The 22,429-nt window shown below is 36.9% G+C and carries 22 protein-coding genes and 1 other annotated feature; of the genes, 4 read left to right on the top strand and 18 right to left on the bottom strand.

From position 1 onward, the window contains the following. Nucleotides 1-262 precede the first annotated feature (262 nt). Both ACYTR8_RS03945 and ACYTR8_RS03940 read left to right on the top strand, forming a co-directional pair. Nucleotides 263-703 carry a DUF6556 family protein gene (locus ACYTR8_RS03945; RefSeq protein ID WP_046177501.1) on the top strand — a complete coding sequence of 147 codons (441 nt, stop codon included), beginning with the start codon at nucleotides 263-265 and terminating at the stop codon, nucleotides 701-703. Nucleotides 704-756: 53 nt separating this feature from the next. Next, on the top strand, nucleotides 757-2,025 hold the full coding sequence (locus ACYTR8_RS03940) for a folylpolyglutamate synthase/dihydrofolate synthase family protein (RefSeq protein ID WP_111716094.1): 1,269 nt from the start codon (nucleotides 757-759) through the stop codon (nucleotides 2,023-2,025). 86 nt (nucleotides 2,026-2,111) lie between these two features. Here ACYTR8_RS03940 and gorA read toward each other — a convergent pair whose 3' ends face one another. From gorA to ACYTR8_RS03915, 5 genes are all read right to left on the bottom strand, one after another. Next, nucleotides 2,112-3,464 (bottom strand): glutathione-disulfide reductase, encoded by a 1,353-nt coding sequence (gene gorA, locus ACYTR8_RS03935; protein ID WP_479641694.1) that lies wholly within the window; start codon nucleotides 3,462-3,464, stop codon nucleotides 2,112-2,114. Nucleotides 3,465-3,684: 220 nt separating this feature from the next. Beyond that, nucleotides 3,685-4,026: a YlbF/YmcA family competence regulator gene (locus ACYTR8_RS03930; protein ID WP_046177504.1), complete on the bottom strand. Its 342-nt coding sequence runs from the start codon at nucleotides 4,024-4,026 to the stop codon at nucleotides 3,685-3,687. A 61-nt stretch (nucleotides 4,027-4,087) separates the two neighbouring features. Continuing rightward, entirely contained in the window at nucleotides 4,088-5,254 is a 1,167-nt protein-coding gene (gene aroC, locus ACYTR8_RS03925) for a chorismate synthase (RefSeq protein WP_479640146.1), read from the bottom strand. Nucleotides 5,255-5,352: 98 nt separating this feature from the next. Further along, nucleotides 5,353-6,039 (bottom strand): type I 3-dehydroquinate dehydratase, encoded by a 687-nt coding sequence (aroD, locus tag ACYTR8_RS03920; protein WP_015057483.1) that lies wholly within the window; start codon nucleotides 6,037-6,039, stop codon nucleotides 5,353-5,355. Continuing rightward, the gene (locus tag ACYTR8_RS03915) at nucleotides 6,036-7,199 is read right to left on the bottom strand and encodes a class I SAM-dependent methyltransferase (RefSeq protein ID WP_479641693.1); all 1,164 of its coding nucleotides are present in this window, start codon (nucleotides 7,197-7,199) and stop codon (nucleotides 6,036-6,038) included. Before ACYTR8_RS03915 ends, aroD begins: the two co-directional genes overlap by 4 nt. A gap of 146 nt (nucleotides 7,200-7,345) precedes the next feature. Here ACYTR8_RS03915 and ACYTR8_RS03910 point away from each other — a divergent pair, with 146 nt between their 5' ends. Further along, complete coding sequence (locus ACYTR8_RS03910) at nucleotides 7,346-9,529, top strand: LTA synthase family protein (RefSeq protein ID WP_479641692.1); 2,184 nt, start codon at nucleotides 7,346-7,348, stop codon at nucleotides 9,527-9,529. A gap of 282 nt (nucleotides 9,530-9,811) precedes the next feature. Here ACYTR8_RS03910 and rplT read toward each other — a convergent pair whose 3' ends face one another. The 5 genes from rplT to ACYTR8_RS03885 all read right to left on the bottom strand — a co-directional run bounded on the left by rplT (nucleotide 9,812) and on the right by ACYTR8_RS03885 (nucleotide 12,334). Beyond that, nucleotides 9,812-10,171: a 50S ribosomal protein L20 gene (rplT, locus tag ACYTR8_RS03905; RefSeq protein ID WP_003050180.1), complete on the bottom strand. Its 360-nt coding sequence runs from the start codon at nucleotides 10,169-10,171 to the stop codon at nucleotides 9,812-9,814. A 58-nt stretch (nucleotides 10,172-10,229) separates the two neighbouring features. After that, on the bottom strand, nucleotides 10,230-10,427 hold the full coding sequence (gene rpmI, locus ACYTR8_RS03900) for a 50S ribosomal protein L35 (protein ID WP_002985151.1): 198 nt from the start codon (nucleotides 10,425-10,427) through the stop codon (nucleotides 10,230-10,232). A 40-nt stretch (nucleotides 10,428-10,467) separates the two neighbouring features. Beyond that, a complete protein-coding gene (gene infC, locus ACYTR8_RS03895; protein WP_003050178.1) occupies nucleotides 10,468-10,998 on the bottom strand; it encodes a translation initiation factor IF-3 in 531 nt (176 codons plus the stop codon). A 14-nt stretch (nucleotides 10,999-11,012) separates the two neighbouring features. After that, nucleotides 11,013-11,136: a sequence feature (ribosomal protein L20 leader region), on the bottom strand. 23 nt (nucleotides 11,137-11,159) lie between these two features. Further along, the gene (cmk, locus tag ACYTR8_RS03890; protein WP_479641691.1) at nucleotides 11,160-11,840 is read right to left on the bottom strand and encodes a (d)CMP kinase; all 681 of its coding nucleotides are present in this window, start codon (nucleotides 11,838-11,840) and stop codon (nucleotides 11,160-11,162) included. Nucleotides 11,841-11,854: 14 nt separating this feature from the next. After that, on the bottom strand, nucleotides 11,855-12,334 hold the full coding sequence (locus ACYTR8_RS03885; RefSeq protein ID WP_003054808.1) for an SAG1386/EF1546 family surface-associated protein: 480 nt from the start codon (nucleotides 12,332-12,334) through the stop codon (nucleotides 11,855-11,857). A 47-nt stretch (nucleotides 12,335-12,381) separates the two neighbouring features. Between ACYTR8_RS03885 and ACYTR8_RS03880 the strand changes: the two genes are divergently transcribed. Then, entirely contained in the window at nucleotides 12,382-12,579 is a 198-nt protein-coding gene (locus ACYTR8_RS03880; RefSeq protein ID WP_003050175.1) for a ferredoxin, read from the top strand. Here the strand turns inward: ACYTR8_RS03880 and ACYTR8_RS03875 are convergent. From ACYTR8_RS03875 to ACYTR8_RS03840, 8 genes are all read right to left on the bottom strand, one after another. After that, on the bottom strand, nucleotides 12,566-13,054 hold the full coding sequence (locus tag ACYTR8_RS03875) for an EbsA family protein (RefSeq protein ID WP_012766806.1): 489 nt from the start codon (nucleotides 13,052-13,054) through the stop codon (nucleotides 12,566-12,568). The two genes, ACYTR8_RS03880 and ACYTR8_RS03875, sit on opposite strands and share 14 nt — an antisense overlap. 43 nt (nucleotides 13,055-13,097) lie before the next feature. Further along, the gene (gene pepT / locus ACYTR8_RS03870; RefSeq protein ID WP_479641690.1) at nucleotides 13,098-14,321 is read right to left on the bottom strand and encodes a peptidase T; all 1,224 of its coding nucleotides are present in this window, start codon (nucleotides 14,319-14,321) and stop codon (nucleotides 13,098-13,100) included. Nucleotides 14,322-14,500: 179 nt separating this feature from the next. Next, nucleotides 14,501-15,754: a lipopolysaccharide biosynthesis protein gene (locus ACYTR8_RS03865; RefSeq protein ID WP_479641689.1), complete on the bottom strand. Its 1,254-nt coding sequence runs from the start codon at nucleotides 15,752-15,754 to the stop codon at nucleotides 14,501-14,503. 120 nt (nucleotides 15,755-15,874) lie between these two features. Further along, nucleotides 15,875-16,891, bottom strand: a complete 1,017-nt coding sequence (galE, locus tag ACYTR8_RS03860; protein ID WP_111716072.1) for a UDP-glucose 4-epimerase GalE — start codon at nucleotides 16,889-16,891, stop codon at nucleotides 15,875-15,877. 28 nt (nucleotides 16,892-16,919) lie between these two features. Beyond that, the gene (locus tag ACYTR8_RS03855) at nucleotides 16,920-19,328 is read right to left on the bottom strand and encodes an LTA synthase family protein (RefSeq protein ID WP_479641688.1); all 2,409 of its coding nucleotides are present in this window, start codon (nucleotides 19,326-19,328) and stop codon (nucleotides 16,920-16,922) included. A 55-nt stretch (nucleotides 19,329-19,383) separates the two neighbouring features. Next, entirely contained in the window at nucleotides 19,384-20,532 is a 1,149-nt protein-coding gene (locus ACYTR8_RS03850) for a glycosyltransferase family 4 protein (protein ID WP_111716070.1), read from the bottom strand. Between the two features lie 15 nt (nucleotides 20,533-20,547). Then, a complete protein-coding gene (locus ACYTR8_RS03845) occupies nucleotides 20,548-22,032 on the bottom strand; it encodes a DUF2142 domain-containing protein (RefSeq protein ID WP_111716068.1) in 1,485 nt (494 codons plus the stop codon). Between the two features lie 48 nt (nucleotides 22,033-22,080). After that, nucleotides 22,081-22,428, bottom strand: coding sequence for a DUF2304 domain-containing protein (locus ACYTR8_RS03840; RefSeq protein WP_003050166.1), 348 nt, complete (start codon nucleotides 22,426-22,428; stop codon nucleotides 22,081-22,083). Between the last annotated feature and the right edge of the window lies 1 nt (nucleotide 22,429).

Raw genomic sequence — 22,429 nt, 5'->3', positions numbered from 1 at the left:
GTAGTCACCTCATCTATAGTGTACTACTTTGATTGATTTTGTCATTATGAATCTAGTTTTCTGAAAACAAAAGTTTCTTCATGCGTTTGGCGTGATTTCCCTAAATGTTGAACATAAGTCACCTGTGTCCTAGACATAAGGTAAACCGTTGACTTCACTTTTTTTCTAGATTATACTGATAAGTGAAGCGTTATGGAGAAAACTAACCGTTCAAGATATCCTTTCTAGCGCTTAGTGTTACGACGATTAAAAGGAGAAAGACATGTCATCACATTATTCCCGTCAACAGAAACCTCGTAAATCAGGAGGTGTTCCTACACAACATATTAAAACCGGCTTTACTGCTTTTCAAAAATCTATTGCCCTCATCGGTAGTATCTTGAGTATTATTGTGGCGACTATTACCATTACTCGAGCTTTACAACCAGCTCCAGATACAAAAACTGACAATACATCAAAAGAATCTAGCAATACCATCGTCAAGATTATCGAGAAAGACTCCTCCCAAGGAAATCAGACCCATACGGACTCATCAGAAAATAGCGATGAGACTAAAACAAATTTACCACCATCTTCTACCGTTCCTTCTCACAACGATACAACTCCTACAACACCTGATACTCCTTCAACAACTGAAGGAACACAACTTCCCAATGCAGCAGGAACTGAAGATGCCAATACTGGCCTTCCTACCAATCCTTAAAAACTTTAACATTGCTTACTAGCATCAGTAGATGAAAAAGATAGGACATTATGATGTGTACGCACAATAGTATTGCTTGGATTCACACTTTTAAGGCTAATGGACGAAAAACTGATTTAGACCGGATGGCTTGGCTACTTGAAGCCCTAGGCCGACCACAAGATCAATTTCCTGCTATTCACGTTGTTGGAACTAATGGCAAAGGATCTGTGACCGCTTATTTGCAACATATTTTTACAGTTTCTAGTTATCGGGTTGGAACCTTTACGTCACCTTTTATAGTGTCCTTTCATGACCGTATTTGCCTCAATGGACAACCTATTTCTGAGCAAGATCTAGACTGCTGTGTGAAGGCCATCAAACCTATACTGACTAAAATGGCTCAAGATACCCAATGGGATCGACCAACTGAGTTTGAGTTGGTGACGCTCCTTATGTTTTACTACTTTGCTAACCTTAGGCCAATCGACATTGCCATTATTGAGGCTGGAATCGGTGGAAAAACCGATGCAACAAATGTCTTCCACGCTTTAGCAGTTGTTTGCCCTTCTATTAGTTTTGATCACCAAGAACGTCTCGGTCATAGTTTAGCTGATATAGCTCAGCAAAAAGCTGCTGTTATCAAAGCCAAGGAGCCTGTTGTCATTGGCCAACTTGATCCGGAGGCCAGCCAGGTTTTTAAACACCGTGCTCAAATAACCAAGTCAACAGTTTATCAACTTGGGGAAACCTTCCATCTACTGCCTTCAGAAACTAGCTTCAGCTTTCAATGTGAGGATGTTATCCTAACTGATCTGCACTTAAAATTACTAGGTCAACATCAAAAAGCAAACGCCTGCCTGGCCATTATGACAGCTCAGTTACTTAGAAAATCCTTTCCTCAACTATCTCCAGAAACGATGCAAACAGGAATCGAAGTAGCAACTTGGCCCGGACGTTCTGAATTTATACGTCCTAATCTGCTGTTAGACGGTGCCCACAATCCAGATTCTATTGCCAAGTTAAAGGGCTTACTGCAAGAAGAATTTCCTAAACGTCCTATTCACATTCTCTTTGCAGGTCTCAAACGTAAACCTTTAGCCGACTTGCTGGCACAACTAGATACTTTTGAGGTATCTGTCACGACTTTTGATTTCCCTGAAGCAAATCTTTTAGAGGACTATCCTGATAAATATCCACGGGTAAAAGATTATAGAGACTGGTTACAAGATTCCTTAACATCTGATGAACTCTTTGTTGTTACAGGATCACTTTATTTTATCTCCGAGGTAAGGCAATATTGTCTGAGCAACGCAAATATCTTTAAAAACACATTCCCCTAATCACCTAACAAAAAACGATGCTAGCAGTTTAGAAGACTTTCCTCAAAAACTGTTAACATCATTTTTTATTGCCTTAAGCTACATTTTTAGCGCATAGTGACAAATTCTTCTGCGCCCGTTGGGTGAATAGCGACAGTATTATCAAAGTCTGCTTTGGTTGCCCCCATCTTAATAGCCACTGCAAATCCTTGAATCATTTCATCAACCCCATAGCCGATTCCGTGAAGACCAACTATTTTTTCGGTATCCCCAACCGTTACCAACTTCATCAAGCAGGGTTGGAGATGATTTGTTACAGCAGTAAACATGGAAGTGAAGCGAGATTGATAGACCTTAACCGCTTCTTGACCATACTCTTTAATAGCTTCATCCTCAGATAAGCCAATGGACCCAATAACAGGATGGCTAAAAATCACGGTTGCCACATTTTGGTAGTCTAATTTCTCATCACTTTTACCATTAAAAAGGCGTTCTGACAAACGACGGCCTGCAGCAACAGCAACCGGGGTCAAAGCAAGTTTACCATTGACATCACCTACTGCATAAATCCCTTTAACCGATGTGTTTTCATAAGCATCTGTCTTAATATAGCCTTTCTCATTTAAAGCCACCCCTGTTTTGTCAAGTCCAAAACCTTCTAGATTAGGCTTGCGACCGATAGCCCAAATAAGCTGATCAACCTCAATTTCCTTGCCATCTTTGAGGTAAAGGGTCAAGGACTCATCAGTATTTTTGACAACCTTTGCCACTTCTGCATGAGTGTGTAAGCGCGGCCCATTAACTGCCATTTCATCAACTAAGACATCAACAATGGTTTTGTCAAAACTTCTTAAAGGTCGATCGTGACGAATAAATAAATCCGTCTCTGACCCCAAAGCCTGTAAAACACCAGCAAGCTCCACAGCAATATAGCCTGCTCCAACCACAGCCGTACGTTTAGGTAATTCATCCAAGGCAAAAAATCCATCTGAACTAATCCCAAATTCGGCCCCTTCAATATCTGGGAACACAGGGTGTCCTCCTGTAGCAATCAAAATATGCGGTGCAGTATAAGTTTGTCCTGCTATTTCCACAGTATGAGCATCTTTAAAAACAGCATAGTCATAGATACGGTCAACACCATTCTGGTCAAAACCACGCTCATAGGATGCGTGAATCCGATCAATATAAGCTTGGCGGTTTGCTTTTAATTGTTTAAAATCAAATGTTTTCTCTGAAAAGTCGAATCCATAATCCTTAGCGTAAGTCCCTAAAATATCTGCTACTTGAGCTCCATACCACATGACTTTTTTGGGAACGCAGCCTAGGTTAACACAGGTTCCCCCAATCTCTTTACCTTCAGCTAACAATACTTTGGCCCCATGCATGGCTGCTCTGTTAGCAGAAGCAATTCCTGCGCTTCCTCCACCAATAACAATGTAATCGTAATGATTGACCATTTCTATCACCTATTGCTTTCTAATACAATATTTTAAATGACGGATAATAAGGCAACTTCTATTTCACCAACACAACAATCAGCCTACTACTCCCATCACTTTATTTGACTATAACACAAATGTCAGGGAGTCTCAACTCTCTGATACATCAAGGATAAATCCACAAAAAAACAGACTGTGACAAATTCGTCAACAATCTGATTTTTCCTTTAAGCTTCCCTTACTTGACCAAATCTTTCAACGGAGCAAAGACGATACGTTCAATGTCGCTCATATAAACGGACAAAGCCTGTTGGGCTTCAAAATATGATTTCAGATGATCATTAGCTTCAATCTTTTGGCTAAGTTCTTGAATGCTTGTTTGTTCTTCAGCCGTTGGCATTTGGCCTGATTGCATCATCCCTTGGATTTTTTCTTGCATAGCGACAAACTCATCAAACAGTTGGCTAGCACTAGCGTCTGCTTGAATCGTTTCTTTCACTTCCAACACTTTTTGGTATTCTGGAAGAGCACGAATCGCCCTTTCAAGTCGATTGGCATCATCATAAATTTCTTGTGACATGACGAGTCTCCTTTATCATTTACTACTTGTAATCATATCATAAAAGCTTCAGTCTTGCTATCTAAAACTGTTTGACATAAGACCGATAGTCTGAAAATGCTTTTTCCAAATCAAGCATCGTATCCGAAGAAAAGGTTTCTAAGATTTCTTGGACAAGAACGGTTGCGACGACATTTTCCATGATAACCCCTGCAGCTGGTAAAGCCGTTGGATCAGAGCGTTCCACCGTTGCTTTATAAGGTTCATGACTATCAATATCTATCGACATGAGTGGTTTATACAAAGTAGGAATGGGCTTCATAACCCCTTTAACAACAAGAGGTTGTCCTGTGGTCATGCCACCTTCAAAGCCCCCTAAATGATTGGTTTGACGCCCATATCCCTCATCAGCATCCCAGATAATCGGGTCCATCACTTGAGAGCCTTTCAGAGAGGCCATGTCAAATCCAAGGCCAAATTCAACCCCCTTAAAAGCATTAATGGAAAGAACTGCTTGAGCCAGTTTGGCATCTAATTTTCTGTCCCACTGGACATAAGAACCTAGACCTGCTGGCACACCTTGAACAATTGTCTCAATGGTGCCACCAATGGTATCACCTTCTTTTTTAATAGTATCAATATAGGTTTTGATTTCTACCTCTTGATGCGGATTGATAATAGACAATTCTGATTGGCGAGCTGCCTCCTTCATAGCTGATAGAGATATCTTTTTAGGGATCTCAATAGGAATCCCTCCAAAAACCAAAACATGGTTGAATATCGTAATTCCCAATTCAGTGAGAATACGTTTGGCGATAGCTCCAACTGCGACCCGCATGGTCGTCTCTCTAGCCGAAGAACGCTCCAAAGCATTTCGTAAATCGTCAAAACGATACTTTATCCCACCCACCAAGTCAGCATGACCAGGTCGAGGGTGTTTAACGCGTCTCTTACTTTTAAAGCTTGCCTCAATATCTTCAATGGCCATAATATCTGTCCATTTTTGATGGTCTTTATTGATCACCGTTAAGGTAATTGGAGAACCTGTCGTTTTACCATGTCGAACGCCTGATGATATTACCACACGATCAGATTCAATGCTCATTCTAGCTCCACGGCCATAGCCGCCCTGTCGCCGTTTTAATTCCTGATCAATATCCGCTGGGCTAAGACTTAGACCAGCTGGCACACCTTCAACAATTGCTGTCAAGGAAGGACCGTGAGATTCTCCTGCTGTCAAATAACGCATCTTATCTCTTTTCTCCTTTTAAGTTTAGTTTTCCCTAGATAAAGGAAAAACATTATTCCTGAGCTTTCAAGGGAATAATGTCTTCTTGATGATTCATTTTAATGAGAAGTGTCTGCTTCTAACACTTCAATAATACGTTTCATATCGCTAAGACTAACTTGCCCTGAAGCACTAGCCTGATCGAGAGAAACAAAGGTCCAAGAGGATCCAACCACATCCCCAGCTAAACGCGATAACCTACCGAGTTTTCCCATAGATATAGTCGCAAATTCTTGCTCAGGATTGAGCGTTTTAAAGCCTCTAGTGTAATTCATTAAATCAAGGACATCTTGCTCACTCTCTGGCATCACTGCAATTTTTACCACTCTAGGTGCCAGTTTAGTCATCTCGGAGAAAGCTTCCATCAAGTTTTCAGGAGTTTCTTCAAAATTATGGTAAGACAAGACTAGATTTGGAAAATCAAGCATTTCATGAAAAACAGCTTTATGACTAAAATATTCAAAGTCAATATAGTCAGGATTATAGATTGCGTTAATCTCTTTAATCACCGCAACGTATTCCTGATCCGAAAGGGCAATATTGCCCCCTTCTTTGTCTGTACGAAGAGTAAAGATAATTTCTTTTCCAGCAAATTTTTCAAAAATAGCAGGCGCTACTGAGACAATTTCCTCTTTAGGAAGGTAGTCTGCTCGCCATTCGACTAAATGGACATCCTCATACTTGGAGATATCAATAGCTTGAGCCTCTTCAACATTTCTTGGCATGACTGGTGCTACAATTTTCATTCTCGTACCTTTATAGTAAATACCTTTAAATAATTACTTCTTTCATCTGCTTTATTGATAGTAAAGTCACTTGGAAGCTGCTGGAGACACATGGACTCCGGTCGACGATTTCCAAATCCTTTGATAATTTGCTTTTTAAACTGATTAACAGTCATATTGGCAGCATTTGTTGAAGCGATAATGGTTCCCTCAGGACTCAATATGTCCAATGCCTCAGTGATTAATTTATGGTAATCTTTGCTAACAGAGAAGGTTTGCTTTTTATTTCTTGCAAAACTAGGTGGGTCAATCACAATCACATCAAAGGTTAAGTTTTTGCGTTTAGCATATTTAAAATAGTCAAAAACATCCATCACCACAAAATGATGGGTACTCAAGTCCAAGTGATTCTGTTCAAAGTGAGCAACTGATAGCTCTCTAGACCGTTTCGCTAAATCCACCGATGTTGTCTCAATAGCTCCTCCCATTGCTGCAGCTACTGAAAAAGCTGCTGTGTAGGAGAACATATTAAGCAGAGATTTCCCCAATGCCAATCCATCTACCAAGGCTTTTCGGACATCGTGTTGGTCCAGAAAAATCCCTGTCATCAAGCCGTCATTTAAGAAAACCTGATAGGCAACACCATTTTCTACAATAGAAAAACTATCCTCTGCTTGCTCACCATATAAGTGAGCCGACTCAGGTAGTGAACCCTTAAAACGATTCTTTTCATAGGCTCCTCTAACCTCAGGGAAAATCTCTTGAAATGCCTCGATAATCATCTCTTTTTCTTGGTAAACAAAAGCATTATACCATGAAAAGACAGCGAAATCCTTGTAGAGGTCAATCGTCAGTCCTCCAAAGTTATCACCTTCTTGGTTGAACAGACGGTAGGCGTTGGTCAAGTCCGATTGGGCAAACTGTTGCCTCTTACTCTTAGCAACTGTAAATAAGTCAATAAAGTAAGCCTTAGACAACTGCGTTACGGTTGAGCCAAGATACCAGCCAATCCCTTTGTTTTGCTTAGAGATATAAGCCATCCCAAGCGGGCGATTAGCTTTGGTCACCAGTTGTACTAACTGGTCCTCCTGCTCTAGATTTGGAAAGTCCTTTTCATCTAATAATTGTACCCCTGCTGTTAACTTCTTTTCCACAAAAGAATCAATATAGAGTTTATTCATAGTTTTTATTATAACAAAATCTGATAAAAAATCCTACTAAATTTGAACTTATGACAAGCATTAGCCCCATATTTTTGATATAATTTAATCTGAGATTTTATTTGGAGATTATATTTTTAGGAAAAAATGATAAGGAAGTTCCTACTGTGAAGAAATTTAAAACACTTATCACAGGCTTTATCAATACAAGATTAGGATTTATTATCACCCTCCTCTTCTGTTATTGGCTAAAGACGCTGTGGGCATATCATACAGATTTTTCGCTAGATTTGGGAAATGCATACCAAGTCTTTCTAACTATTATTAACCCAATCCCATTAGCATTATTACTATTGGGATTTGCCCTTTATATTAAGAATACACGAGCTTTTTACATCAGCTCTTGGGTTGCTTACATCATTCTCAACCTTCTCTTAATATCCAATTCTATTTATTACCGAGAATTTTCAGACTTTATCACAGTTAGCGCTATGTTAGCTAGTAGTAAAGTTTCAGCTGGTTTAGGAGATTCTGCTCTAAACCTTTTGCGGATTTGGGACATCGTTTATATTCTTGATTTTATCATTTTGATTAGTCTCACTATCACTAAAAAAATCAAAAAAGACCACAGGCCTTTTAATAAGCGCGCTGCCTTTGCCGTTACTGCTCTTTCGAGTTTACTTCTTTCGGTTAACCTCTTTTTAGCCGAAATTGACCGACCAGAATTACTGACACGCGGTTTTTCAAACACTTATATTGTTAGAGCACTAGGGCTGCCAGCCTTTACCTTATACAGCGGTAACCAAACTTATCAAGCTCAAAAAGAGCGAAATGGTGCTACCGCCGAAGAGTTGGTTGATGTTAAATCTTATGTCAAAGATCACTATGCTGCCCCTGATCCTCAATATTTTGGTATTGGAAAAGGGAAAAACGTCATTGTTATCCATCTGGAGAGTTTCCAACAATTCCTCATCGACTACAAATTAAAAGATGGGGATAAGGAATATGAAGTTACACCTTTCATTAATTCTCTCTACCATTCTAATGGCACCTTGTCTTTCTCAAACTTCTTTCACCAAGTGAAAGCCGGAAAAACATCAGATGCCGAAACCATGATGGAAAATTCCCTATTTGGACTCAACAGTGGGTCATTCATGGTTAACTATGGTGGAGAAAACACTCAGTTTGCAACGCCTGGTATCCTTGCACAAAATGGGGGCTACACAAGTGCGGTTTTCCACGGAAATGTCGGGACTTTCTGGAATCGTAACAATGCTTACAAGCAATGGGGTTATAATTACTTCTTTGATTCTAGTTACTTCTCAAAACAAACTGACAAAAACTCATTCCAGTATGGATTGAATGACAAGTATATGTTTAAGGACTCCATTAAATACCTTGAACAAATGCAGCAACCCTTTTACACTAAATTTATTACTGTAAGTAACCACTATCCCTACACCAGCCTAAAAGGTGAAAGCAATGAAGAAGGTTTCCCACTAGCCAAAACAGATGATGAAACCATCAATGGTTATTTTGCCACAGCCAATTATTTAGATGCTGCCTTGAAATCATTTTTTGATTATTTAAAAGCAACTGGCTTGTATGAGAATTCTATCTTTGTTTTATATGGTGACCATTATGGTATTTCAAATTCTCGTAATTCTAGCCTTGCTCCTCTTCTAGGTAATGACTCTGAGACCTGGTCAGAATATGATAACGCCATGCTTCAGCGAGTTCCTTATATGGTTCATATTCCAGGATACACCAATGGTGGTGTTAAAGACACCTTCGGTGGTGAAATTGATGCTCTTCCAACCTTACTCCATATCTTGGGGATTGATACCAGCAACCTTGTTCAACTTGGTCAAGATCTCCTATCGCCTCAAAATAGCCAAATTGTCGCTCAGCGTACCTCTGGTACCTATATGACACCAGAATACACTAATTACAGTGGCCGACTTTACAATACTCAGACAGGTTTAGAAATTACCAATCCTGATGAGGTGACCATGGCTAAGACTAAAGAAATTCGTGCAGCTGTGGCTCAACAATTAGCAGCCAGTGACGCTGTCCAAACCGGAGATCTCTTACGATTTGACACGAATAATGGCTTAAAAGTGATTGATTCTAGCAAGTTTGTTTATACCAAACAATTAAAACAGATGAAAGATATTTCATCTAAGCTTGGCTCTCATTCAACTAGCTTATATAGTAAAAATGGTAACAAATCAACTCAGAAGCTTTTTAAAGCCCCATCTTACTTGGAATTAAATCCTAAAGAAGCTGAAAAGACTGAAGCAACAACTGGCCCTGCGCCTAAAGAAGAGACTGATAAACCTAAAGAATAAAACCGTAAAGCTTAACACTATTAATAAGAGGCAGAAACATGCGTTTCTGCCTCTTATCTTTTCTCTGACTCTATTCAATAACGCTTATTACCAAAACAAACAATGTCGATTATTATGACCTCAATTCTCTTCTTTAGTTCACGTTAATTTATTCAACCCCAATGTTACCACTCAGTATCTTAAGCTACTTCGATGATCAATTACTATCAATGAGTTACACGATAACTAATATCAGTAAAAAAGGAGTCAAGCTCATCGTTGTCTCCTTTTTCTTATTCTTTATTATTTGCCAAGTTTTGCTTTAGCTGCATCAGCAAGAGCTGTGAAAGCTGCTGCATCAGATACTGCCAAGTCAGCAAGCATTTTACGGTTTACTTCGATTTCAGCAAGTTTCAAACCGTGCATCAATTGTGAGTATGACAAACCGTTCATACGTGCAGCCGCGTTGATACGAGTGATCCAAAGTTTACGGAAATCACGTTTTTTCTGACGACGGTCACGGTATGCATAGTAGTAAGAGTTCATCACTTGCTCTTTTGCAGTACGGAACAAGATGTGTTTTGCTCCATAGTAACCTTTAGCTAATTTTAAAATACGTTTACGACGTTTGCGTGATACAACGCCACCTTTAACACGTGCCATTAATAATTCTCCTTCAAATAATTCTTATAATACTAGTAAATGTCTACAAAACCTAATCTTAAAGGCCTGTAACCATTGCTTTGATACGTTTGAAATCTCCTGAGCTTACCAAACCAGCTTTACGAAGATGACGACGTTGTTTTTTAGTTTTTCCGTGGAAACGGTGTGATGTGAAGGCACGGAAGCGTTTCAAACCGCCTGAACCTGTACGTTTAAAACGTTTAGCTGATGCGCGGTGTGTTTTTTGTTTTGGCATTTTAGTATTCTCCTCTTAAGATATAATTAAACTGTGACGATTACTTCTTGTCTGAAATTGGTGCAAGCTGCATAAACATTTGGCGTCCATCCATTTTTGCTCGTTGCTCAATGATAGCAATATCTTGAGTCGCTTCAGCAAAGTCAGCTAGTACCTTGGCACCAATCTCTTTATGAGTAATCATACGTCCTTTGAAACGAATAGAAACCTTAACTTTATTCCCTTTTTCAAGGAATTTACGACCGTTACGAAGCTTTGTTTCAAAGTCACCTTTATCGATAACTGGACTGAGACGAACTTCTTTGACCGTTACAACGCTTTGTTTTTTGCGTTGTTCTTTCTGTTTCTTTTGATACTCAAATTTGAACTTTCCATAGTCCATGAGTTTGGCAACAGGAGGAACAGCTTGTGGCTGGATTAAAACCAAATCAACATTTGAAGCATCTGCTAAAGCTTGTGCTTCAGATAGTGGTTTAATACCTAATTGTTCACCTTCAAGACCAACTAGACGAACTTCGCGAACGCGAATTTCATCATTAATGAATAGATCCTTTTTAGCTATGATCTTCACCTCTTTATTTTTTTAGAGAAAAACGAAAGCGGACTTGATAAATCAAGCCCGCACACAAAATATTCCGTAGGAATTTGATATGTTAGGGCCAGACAACCTAAGTCGCAAGGCGAGAAGCTCTCACTTCTGCTTTTCTCATTGCTACTATTCTAACATAGGCTCTAGGCCATGTCAACCATTTTTTCTGCTTTTTCTTGAATAAATTGCACCACACCCTCAATGGAAATACCTGTGGTATCAAACACAAGAGCATCGTCGGCAGATTTTAGGGGAGAGACTTTACGATGACTATCTTTATAATCCCTCGCCGCAATCTCTTCTTTTAGCGTCTCAAAGTCTGATTCAATACCTTTTTCCAGATTTTCTTTATAGCGGCGCTCTGCTCGTTCTTCTACTGAAGCAATCAAAAAAATCTTTAGTTCCGCATCTGGTAAAACAACTGTTCCAATATCACGACCGTCCATGATGATGGCACCAGCTTGTGCAATGCGTCTTTGCTGCTGAACCAACTCTTCTCTAATTTCTGGTAAAGCTGAGACCCAAGAAACATTGTTAGTCACATCATTTTGCCTAATGGCCAAGGTCACGTCCTCATCCCCAAGAAAAACTAATTGGGCACCATCTTCCGCTTTTTTAAAGGAAATAGGTTTTTTAGCTAATTCCTCTAAAATAAGGGATACTTCTTTACCCGTATAGCCATGTGTCAGTGCGATATAAGTTGCTGAGCGATACATAGCACCAGTGTCCAAATAAGTATAGCCAAGATTTTTTGCAATAATCTTGGCTACTGTACTTTTTCCACTTGAAGCTGGTCCATCAATCGCAATTTTAATTGCTTTCATTTCTTCCTCTTCAATTATTTAATAATCACTTGATCCCCTGGATTGGCATACCAATATCCTTGAGTCATGTGTTCTGGATTAAGTGCCTGTAACTGCTCTACAGAAATACCTGCACGTGCTGCAATAGAGGCTGCTCCCTCTCCTGCCAATACAGTAATGGTTTCTCCCGTTACTTCAGTTGAGGCTGGTGTTTCCTCGCTAGAAGCTGGTGTTTGTTCTGTTGTTGCCTGAGTTGTTGTTTTCTTTTTGGTACTAGATGCTTTTTTAACTTTTTTATGTGTTGAAGCCCCATAAAAACCAGTTGTTTCAGCCTGTTTATCACTACCACTATTTGATGTATAGAAGAAAATAAAGAGAATAGCAACAATAATGACAAAGAAAATACTTAACAAAGCCGTTAACCAAGGTGTGCTAATCAGCGCACTTCTTGATTGACGTGTTCTTGTTTCCTTATTGTCGTCAACAATCTTTTCTTCCCATGGTTCTTTAGCCATGATCTTCCCCCTTGTTAATTTAACAAAATCATATTAGAATAATACGTATGAAAGTATCTATTATCCCTGAAAAATGTATCGCCTGTGGTCTATGCCAGACCTACTCCTCTCTCTTTGATTACCATGATGACGGTATCGTCAAGTTAGCTAATTCCCTTGAAACAAGTCAAGTGATTGACCCTTCTGACAAAGACACTATTTTAGCTGTCAAAACATGCCCAACCAAGGCTCTTACCCTCGAGTAAGGGCTTTTTTGTCGTATTGATAAGCCTCAAAATAATCTAACTTAATCAAATTATCCATCAAGATAACCTCTCCTTTAAAGTAAGGATTGACTGCTAGAGCATCAAGAAAGTATTTTTTAGGCCATTTACGCATGTAAAAGAGATAACTTTTTTCTCCAACATACAAAGAAACCGTAGACTTGGTAACCTCTACCTTACTAATAGACGAAATCATCAGCTTGCGAGGTCCAAAGAGCTTAAGGGATACAATCCGAAGAACACCATTATTCTCAATGATAAAATAGCGGTGTAAGCCAATACCTACTAAAACAGCAAAAATGGCAAATAAGATAAAGACTCGACTCGGTATTTCTGTTCTTTCATAAAGTAAGGATAGCCCTATAAATATTGGAACAAAGGCAATGGACCAGTAAATGATGGACCATGATAATTCGGGCTGCCAGTGATACCTTATTTTACCAAATAATTTAATCATTTTTTATCAGTCACCTCCATAACATTCGAACTGTTCTTAGTGACTAAGGCTTGCGCACAATGCCAAGAATCACGTCAACAGCCTGTTCCATTGTTTGAAGACTGACAAACTCAAAACGTCCATGCATGTTTTCACCACCAGCAAAAATATTAGGTGTTGGAATTCCCATGAAGGAAATTTTTGAGCCGTCAGTACCTCCGCGAATAGGTTCAATGATTGGTGTAATATAAAGATCTTCCATCACTTCTTTCGCTAAATTAACAGGCGTCATATCTTTCTCAATGACTGTCTTCATATTATAATATTGATCAGTCAATTTAATAAGAACACGATCAGCACCCAATTGGCTATTCATAGTTTGAGCCAGCTGTTCAATAACTGCTTTTCTCGCTTCAAATGACGCTGTCTCAAAATCACGAATAATATAGGACGCTTGCGCCTCTTCAACTGTTCCAGTCAATCCCATCAAATGATAGAAACCTTGATAACCTTCTGTCTTTTCAGGACGATCAGCCTCAGGTAACTGATTGTGAAAATCTACTGCTAACTGGAGGGCATTAATCATTTGATCCTTAGCCGTTCCAGGATGAACATTTCTCCCCAAGAAAGTAGCTTCCAAACCTGCCGCACTAAAGGTTTCGTATTGCAGCTCACCAAGAGGTCCACCATCGATCGTATAGGCAAAATCCACATCAAAGTTCTTAACGTCAAACTTGTCAGCCCCTACTCCAATTTCTTCGTCAGGACCAAAGGCTACCTTAATCTCACAATGCTCCAATTGAGGATGAGACGTTAAAAATTCGACTGCGGTCATGATTTCAGCAATACCTGACTTGTCGTCTGCACCCAGTAAAGTAGTCCCATCTGTGGTAATCAGCGTCTGTCCAATATAGTTGTTAAGATTTGGAAATTCGTCAGGAACTAATGTATAGCCTGAATCTCCTAACTTAATATCACCACCCTGATAGTCCTCAATAATCTGCGGATTAACATGTTCGGCATTAAAATCAGCTGTATCCATGTGAGCAATAAAACCAATTTTACGCGTTAAAACTGGGCTATTGGCTGGCAAGGTCCCAATAAGATAACCATTTGCAGGATTATAGTGAACCTCCTGTAAACCAATAGCTTCCATCTCAGGTTTTAAAACCGTTAAAGCAAAGTCGGTTTGACTTGCTGTGCTAGGAGTTGACTCGGTATCTGGGTTACTTCTTGTATTAATCTTGACATATTTGATAAATCGATCTAATAAACTTTCATATTTCATAGGTCACCTCAATAGTTTCTCAATTTAATTATAGCATAAAAGGCTTTAAATAACTTGTTCAAGAGAAGTTTTTTAAAGCCTTTAGGATAGTTATGATGAAATATGATGAGAAGAATAAGAGGCCCTGACATCAAATGCTTACTTCAATTAGCTGCCTTCAGTACAACTATTATTTTTTCCTAAACATTATCTTTTCTAAATTGTTTCATAATAAGAAAATAGAGAATGATAGATAGGATAAGCCAAACAAACATACTTAATAAGAAACTCAAGGAAGCACCAAAAATATGTAATGTCTCCACTAAATGAGTCGTCACAAAAAGAGAAGTCACAAAACTTCCTATATAAGGAATCACTAAATAATGCTGCTTACGCATTGCAGTTAAAATATTATCAATAGCTGTAGCAAAACTTCCAATAGCACCCCCGACCATAATTGTCATAAATGCTACCCAAAATGATTTTAAAGGGGTGGCATAAAGAAGAGATAGCAAAGGAATTCCTAACAAGGCGCTTCCGATGAGAATAATGAGCATCGATCCAGCCAAATAAGTAAATAATCGGATTTGGATAACTTTAAACTGTGCTATATGCCCCTTCAGTAAAGCAATAGCCATCTGTGTGATTTGTGGTCTAAAAAATAGCATCATAAGATTCATCACAAAAGCTGGCATAAATAAAATATTAAAAATCGTTTGAGAGCCAAGAGGAAGTTTGTTCAAATGGCTCATAGTTTCAATTGCGTATTTAGGCTGAGTATAGATGTAAATAATCAGAAACCCATTTAAAAATAAAGGAAAACTTTCTTTTAGAAGTTGAAGACTCTTTCTCTGATTGACGCGATCCTTAAAACCAGTAAAGTCAATTCGTTCAAAATGATATCCTTTTCTAACATCATAAAAAAGAATAAAGAGGACAGAAACAAGGCAAGTCACTTGTAAGGCCACAACCAAATGTTTAGTATAAACAATCACTAGAGTGTAGAGGATAAAAATTAAACTATTTCTATAGGTTAAAGACTTACCTGCAATATCTAGGCGTTCATGTTGCTGGAACATTCCTTGGTATAAATCTGAAAAAGCATCTGTCAATCGATACAAACAAACCAATAAAATAACATTGGTTTTGTAAGGATCATTTGGTGTCATTATTAAATAGATCCCTGAAATAAGCAACATCAGAAAGGAAGTAATAAGTCTCGCCATAAAGTATTGAGTAAAAGAATATTTCTCATCAATATCTGTGGCCTGGTAATTCCTAACCTGAAATAGGGCAATTACAATCATCATATTAGCAAAAGAATAAGCAAAAGCATAACTATCTGAATCAATTGGACTTAAAAACCTTGTCACAACCATGAGCAGGACCACAGAGAGGACCGCAGCAGATAAACTACCTAGCATATTCCAAATAAAAATTTTTCTTGTTGTCATTCTCTCCTCACCATCTCCTTCTACAATTATTATTTTGGAAGGAAATAAATTAGCAGTTACTCCTATTTAATCCATAAATAAGGTAACTGCTAATCCTAAATACCCTTCGTCAGATAACCTCTAATCCTTAAAACCGTTCGGATGTTTGCTTTGCCAGCGCCATTGATCTTCACACATCCGTTTAATATCATAGTTTGCCTGCCAGTCCAGTTCTTCTTTGGCTTTAGTTCCATCGGAGTAGCAAACGGCAATATCCCCAGCACGTCTTGGAAGAATTTGATAAGGAATATCCTTACCAACAGCCTCAGACATGGTTTTAACCACCTCTAAAACAGAATAGCCTTGTCCGGTGCCCAAATTATAAATAGATAGACCAGACTCTGGCGCCAATTTTTTCAGCGCAGCCACATGCCCTTTGGCAAGGTCAACCACATGAATATAATCCCTAATGCCTGTCCCGTCAGGAGTGTTGTAATCATCTCCAAAAACACCAATACGTTCTAAACGACCAACTGCCACTTGAGTAACATACGGAACAAGATTATTAGGAATACCTGTTGGATCTTCACCAAGTTCTCCAGACTGATGTGCCCCGATAGGATTGAAATAACGTAAAATCACAATATTCCAACTCTTATCTGACTGATACAAGTCTTTTAAGATTTCTTCAACCATCAATTTGGTACGACCATAAGGATTCGTTACGGATAGAGGAAAATCTTCTGTAATAGGCACTTTATGAGGGTCACCATAGACTGTAGCTGACGAGCTAAAGATAATGTTTTTGCACTGATATTTAGCCATAACACGTAGCAAGGTCAAAGTACCAGAAATATTTGTTGTAAAGTATTTTAAAGGGATTTGTGTTGATTCACCTACCGCTTTTAAACCCGCAAAATGAATAACGGCTGAGATATCATGCTGACTAAAAATAGCATCTAAACCAGCCTCATCCAAAATATCGGTTTGGTAAAATGTTATTTTTTTTCCTGTCAGTTTTTCAACAACTTGTAAACTTTTAGAGCTAGCATTCTCTAAATTATCAACAACAATTAGTTCGTGCCCTTTTTCCAATAATTCAACACAGGTATGAGAACCGATATAGCCTGCACCACCTGTTACTAAAATTTTACTCATTTTATACCTACCATCTATCTTTCCTGCTTTAGTAGTTATTTATTTCAAAAAATTTCGGGTAAGAGCGTAGATAGCCTCTTCCCTCTATTAAATCATACTGTATTAATTTCAAATCCGAAGTTACTTGATTTTTATTTTTGCCAAAAGTACCATCATAGGTATTTCTATTTGCTAAAACTTTGGTTAACAAGGCGTAGTAAGGTGATACCTTAGAGTTTGTATGTTCTAACAATAATGGCGTAAAATCACTTGAATTAACATAAGGATGGTCTAGCTTAGGATTATTTTTATTATTCCAAATAAAGTAATCCGTTAAAAATTTAATGTTTTGATCATTATCAAATGTTTTTTCTGGATAAAAACCAGGCAAATGGTCTCCATAAAAAACAACTGTGATTTCCTTATCAATCTTCTGTAATTCTTCTAAAAATGACTTGGTATAGCCATCTGTTAAATGCAACAGATTAACATAATTTTGTAAATTTTCATTCTCGGCATGAGTAAGATCATCGAGTTTTGCATTGATATCCCTAACCTCAGTATACCAGGGCCCATGATTCTGCATGGTAATCACAGAGAAAAATTGACTTTGTTCAGGATCTATATTATCAAGAATATTTTGGTAAGTAGACTGGTCACTGTAGCTAGAACTCATCCTAATTAAATGCTCAGGTTTTTGCTTAGTATTTTCTGTTGCTATAAACTTAGAAAAGTGTAGCTTATCATAAACAATCTTACGAGAATAGTTATTTGCATTGGCAAGATGTAAAGCAATCCTATTTTTTTCGGAGAACTCATTACTGATTGCTGGAAGATACTTTAATTTTGGGAAAACATCTGAATATAAAATAGAAACTGTTGGGTTAAAATTATACTTGGGTAAGCCAAACAAACTCTGGAATTCCATATTGGCTGTTCCCCCGCCATAACCGTCTGAGTGCATTAGCCCCCCAGTAGTATTTTCCATAATATGATTTATTTCTGTAATCGGATCTTTAGATAGCGATATGTTCTTGATACGGTTCGGGTTAGCAAAACTTTCACTCAATATGTAAATGACTGTTTGATCAGAAATATTATTTTGTCGCTTTTTATTGATATCATCAGCTAATAACTGATATTTTTTATAAATTTCTTCTATGGCTTGTTGATTATAATTTTGGGGTTTATTGATAGTACTTGTTGTTAATTGTTTCAACCAGACAAAACTTAATGATTGAAACCTTGCATTTGTGGTTAAACCATACCAGTCAATATCAAAAACATTATAAACAGAAGATAGGACAGGAATATTTTTATCAATTTCACCATTATCATTTCGACTAAAAACGAATAATATAGTTAAAAATGTTAGCGCTATAGAAGCAAGTAACATCATTCTCGATTTTACGGTTTCCACAATTTTAGTAGAAAAGAGTCTTTGATGCAAAAAATAAACCAGTACTATTGCAATTATAATAACTGTAATAAAACCAACTATCTGCCAAAAACTAATATAATTAATAAAGAACTTGATTTCTCTGATCCATTTTAAATCAGAAAACAATAGCGGTTCATTTCGCTGTTTATATTTCTCCAAGTTAATAATGCTAATAGCTGTTGCTATAAAAATATTTAGACTTAACCCAATAATAAAGTTGTTACTCACTAAGAAAATCGTAAGGAACAGTAAACTTAAAATAACTACCTGAAAGAGCGTGGCTCCTGATATGATATATTTCCCTTGAAATTCTCCGTATGTTGTAATCCCAGCCTGAATATAGTAGTTAAATATGATAGCTAATAATAAACTTATAGCACCTGATAATCTCAATCTAAACTGTTTATCTAGGATACTATTAGCAGCAGTTACAATCACATAGTAAACTAGAAACAACAAAAGAAAGGAGATAAAACTATAATTTAACAGATTCCGGGGAAATACATTTGTTTGTGTTTCAATTGGCCAATAATTATTTTGACCTACTATCTTAGTAAATAAAGGGTTGCTTAAAGCTATTACTGAAAAACTTTGACTTAATATTATTGCTTTTGTTATCACGCTGGATTGAAAATCTCTTCTCAGTATGTATTTTTTACAAAGCAAACTTATGATAATTAAGCTCAGCAAAACCCCTATTGTTAATAAAAGGGTTTGAAAATCCTGGTAATGAAGCGAAAAGTGCTTTTTATTTTTATATATAGCTAACGTTACATAAGTATTACTTATAATGCTATAAGCTGATACAATCAAGGAAATGATAAACATTCTGCTTGAAGCATGTTTAAACAATAAACAAAACATCCCAAATAACACAACTATAGCAATATTAGCACTGTAAGCAACAATGGATAAATTGTTTTTTGTAACAATGAAAATAATTAAATAGAAAGATAAAATACTAAACAATATAATATCAAGTACTTCTTTTTTATTTTTTTTACAATAATCTAACATCGATTTCTTAAATATAATTTCATTTTCCTTTCATAGCCTAAAGATCAACATCTTTCTAGTCTGACTCTAGAATGTTTGCAACTAGGCTTTGAACTGTAACTTCCCAAGTAAAGTGCTTCAAGACCTGATAATGAATTTCTTCTTGGAGTTTCGAACGCTGTGACTCGTTTGTTATTAGTAACTCTAGTTCCTTTTTGATAGAATCTATCGAATCATCAATGATAACACCTTTGGAATTATCCGTAATGACTTCCACAACACCACCTCTATCGGTTGCCAATACTGCACATTTTAACATCCCAGCTTCTAAAACCGCTGTTGGAAGTCCTTCAGCATATATGGAGGGATTAACAAAAATATCGGATTGAGACATCAGAGACATCGTTTGATCAAAGTTTAACTTCCCAGTAAATATAATAGAGGAATCATCTTGATATTGCAATCGAAGTTCTTCTAACAAGGGACCATCTCCAGCAATAACGAGGACAACATTTTCTCTGTTATTTAGTCGTTCAAAGGCCTCTAATAAAAGAAGCACCCCCTTCTCTTTGATAACTCTACCTGCAAATGAAACAATAATTTTGTCTTCAAGTCCTGAGAGATATGATTTATTTTTGTATTGGGTATAAAGACTCGAATCAACTGAATTATAAATAACTCCTGAAGCTTTAATCCCGAACTTTTTAAGCCAACTCATGCTTCTTTTTGAGACGGCATAAAAGTTCGGATGATACCTTTTGATTAAAAATGTTATGACATGTTCATAGATTTTAGCACATGAATCCAAGACAATATGCCCTTTTATATTTTCCCCAACTTGAACATATCCTCCTCCATGTTCAATAACAATTCCAGGGATATTTTTAAGTTTAGCCATTTTTAATCCCATCAGTGTGGTCAAATAAAAACGTGTATTACAGATGATAAAATCAATATTCTCCTTTTTCAATCTTTCAAACATGGATTTGTAGATGTTGTTTTTATTAAAAATAGGATAACGTTGTTTAAATAGGCTTTTAGAAGGGAATCTATAAATAGTCATCATATGACTATTTTCAAGTTCCAATAATTCATGACTATTAGTAGTGACAATAATAACCCTATAGCCTTGATTAATAAGTTGTTGAGCAATTTTCTCAGTATATCGCTCAACACCACCTAAGTGAGGGCTTACAAAAGCCGTAAAAATAGCGACTGTTTTCAAAATATCTCCCTTATTTTAAGTATAATATTGTAACATCACCCTAATAATCATTGCTAAGATAAAGATTAAGGAGCATGTAGCAACTTGACGGTCAGATAATATATTCTGACACTTTTCAAACCTCTTGTTGTTAAAAGATAGCCATACAAAGATTAAAGGAATGATTCCTAAGAAGTAACGGTCTTGAACTCCTAACACAGTCGCTTCTCCAACCGGGGTAAAAGTTAAATATAAGCTTAATACAATTCCCCCAATTATACCCAAAGATATCAGACCCATTCCTACTCGAGATAAGGAGCTAACCTTTACTTTATTAGCGTTATTGATAACCACCATGGCATAATAAACCATACTTAGTGGGAATAATTCTGTCATCCCATAAGATAAGGGGCCAAAAACCTCAATACCTGCTGGATTGATTAAATGAAGAAGAGTATGCTTCAGTAAAGTGGCTCCATATGAAATAGGATGTTTTATAATACTAATCAATTGTTGTTTTAAATTAACTCTCTGAAGAAATTCTGCCATGTCAATCTGCGGAGATTTAATCTGACCATACAATTTAAGCCAGGTAACTGTCACAAGTAATACTGTTAAGATACTCAACAACTTAAAGAATAATACCTGATATTTTTTTTCTTCAAACTTATCAGACGGTATAAAAACAAGCAAAAAAATTAATAGAATGTAAGGTAATTTAGTAAAAGCAATGACTGAACAAAGCAGTGTGTAAAATAGTAAATAAGATATCTTTATTTTTGAAATAGTTATCATCCTGACAAATAGCGAGATTGTTAGGATAATTAGCCCTAAAGAGACAGCGTCTTGATTAAAAGAACCAGCAATATATATATTCATTGGTAACAAACTAGCAACCGCTAGTAATTGTTGTCCTTTATCTGCTATTTTTAAAGCAATGTATACCAACAGTCCGTATGCTAACACATTGCATATACGGCCCAAGAGATAAGCTATGCCAATTGGAAGGCCTAAGCATTTACTTAGAACTAAACCAATAGCTTGAGGAATATAAGAAAAATTATAATACCCATTAGTTGATCTGATTTCCTTAAATGAAATCATTTCTTGTGTTTTGTCTTTCAACCAAAGTTGGTGTTGTAATGGCTGCCCAGTATTATGATCAATAATATTGATATCATCTGAAACGACTAATTTAGAGTCATCGTTAGACAAATTAATATTCCCTTCAGATAAATATAAAGCCCTAGCAAAATGTACTCTCTCATCCGGAATATCATTAATTGGCGAAATAAAAGCAGCAATTGTCCCCATAATAGCAATAATTAATAGTGTCGCCACTTCAATCTTAGATGGTAAAAACGTCATTAAAACTAATGATGTTAAAAATAGAATCCCTAAGAATGTTATTGGTAAATCCATTGACTTACCATATAAAACCACAAATACTGCAAATGATCCTAGTAATATTGCAACTGTCTTTGGTATATTATGCAATCTACTGGTTACGATCTCTAACATAGTCTTTTCCTTTTCCTAAAAATAATTATCTTCCTCTACTTTTTATAGTTAGTTTTTGTTATCGTCTTCTGCTTTCTCTTTGAGAGCTAAATATTGAATCGTCTTTTTTAGTTTTATCTCTGTAAGTGATAATTTTTTAGTGATGAAAAACTGATTGATGATTAACAAAAATATAATAGATAAAAAAACAAAATTAGCAGGAGACTCAAACCCTAACAGGTCAGAGAAAAATACTGCCATACCCGGAAAGATAGATAATAAGAGAATAATTAGAGAGAAAAATAGCCAAAAGAAACTATCTTCAATTAAAATTTTAGATTTTCGAATACTATCTATCATGAAAAGTGTTGTCAAGAATGCCACTACTATTAAGATTAATTGCAAACTAATATGCATT

The sequence above is a fragment of the Streptococcus sp. F2 genome (assembly GCF_056500955.1).
Note: the sequence above shows the minus strand (reverse complement) of the source record. Positions and strands in the feature narration are given on the sequence as shown.

Excerpts from the sequence above, each read along its gene's own strand:
- aroD (WP_015057483.1), bottom strand. The coding sequence starts at position 6,039 with ATGAAAATTGTAGCACCAGTCATGCCAAGAAATGTTGAAGAGGCTCAA.
- ACYTR8_RS03885 (WP_003054808.1), bottom strand. The coding sequence starts at position 12,334 with ATGGCTAAAGAACCATGGGAAGAAAAGATTGTTGACGACAATAAGGAA.
- aroC (WP_479640146.1), bottom strand. The coding sequence starts at position 5,254 with ATGCGTTATTTGACAGCAGGAGAATCTCACGGTCCTTCCTTGACAGCA.
- rplT (WP_003050180.1), bottom strand. The coding sequence starts at position 10,171 with ATGGCACGTGTTAAAGGTGGCGTTGTATCACGCAAACGTCGTAAACGT.
- ACYTR8_RS03915 (WP_479641693.1), bottom strand. The coding sequence starts at position 7,199 with ATGAATAAACTCTATATTGATTCTTTTGTGGAAAAGAAGTTAACAGCA.
- ACYTR8_RS03855 (WP_479641688.1), bottom strand. The coding sequence starts at position 19,328 with ATGTTAGATTATTGTAAAAAAAATAAAAAAGAAGTACTTGATATTATA.
- gorA (WP_479641694.1), bottom strand. The coding sequence starts at position 3,464 with ATGGTCAATCATTACGATTACATTGTTATTGGTGGAGGAAGCGCAGGA.
- ACYTR8_RS03930 (WP_046177504.1), bottom strand. The coding sequence starts at position 4,026 with ATGTCACAAGAAATTTATGATGATGCCAATCGACTTGAAAGGGCGATT.
- pepT (WP_479641690.1), bottom strand. The coding sequence starts at position 14,321 with ATGAAATATGAAAGTTTATTAGATCGATTTATCAAATATGTCAAGATT.
- ACYTR8_RS03865 (WP_479641689.1), bottom strand. The coding sequence starts at position 15,754 with ATGACAACAAGAAAAATTTTTATTTGGAATATGCTAGGTAGTTTATCT.
- ACYTR8_RS03840 (WP_003050166.1), bottom strand. The coding sequence starts at position 22,428 with ATGCATATTAGTTTGCAATTAATCTTAATAGTAGTGGCATTCTTGACA.
- ACYTR8_RS03880 (WP_003050175.1), top strand. The coding sequence starts at position 12,382 with ATGAAAGTATCTATTATCCCTGAAAAATGTATCGCCTGTGGTCTATGC.
- galE (WP_111716072.1), bottom strand. The coding sequence starts at position 16,891 with ATGAGTAAAATTTTAGTAACAGGTGGTGCAGGCTATATCGGTTCTCAT.
- ACYTR8_RS03845 (WP_111716068.1), bottom strand. The coding sequence starts at position 22,032 with ATGTTAGAGATCGTAACCAGTAGATTGCATAATATACCAAAGACAGTT.
- ACYTR8_RS03940 (WP_111716094.1), top strand. The coding sequence starts at position 757 with ATGTGTACGCACAATAGTATTGCTTGGATTCACACTTTTAAGGCTAAT.
- cmk (WP_479641691.1), bottom strand. The coding sequence starts at position 11,840 with ATGAAAGCAATTAAAATTGCGATTGATGGACCAGCTTCAAGTGGAAAA.
- ACYTR8_RS03945 (WP_046177501.1), top strand. The coding sequence starts at position 263 with ATGTCATCACATTATTCCCGTCAACAGAAACCTCGTAAATCAGGAGGT.
- ACYTR8_RS03875 (WP_012766806.1), bottom strand. The coding sequence starts at position 13,054 with ATGATTAAATTATTTGGTAAAATAAGGTATCACTGGCAGCCCGAATTA.
- rpmI (WP_002985151.1), bottom strand. The coding sequence starts at position 10,427 with ATGCCAAAACAAAAAACACACCGCGCATCAGCTAAACGTTTTAAACGT.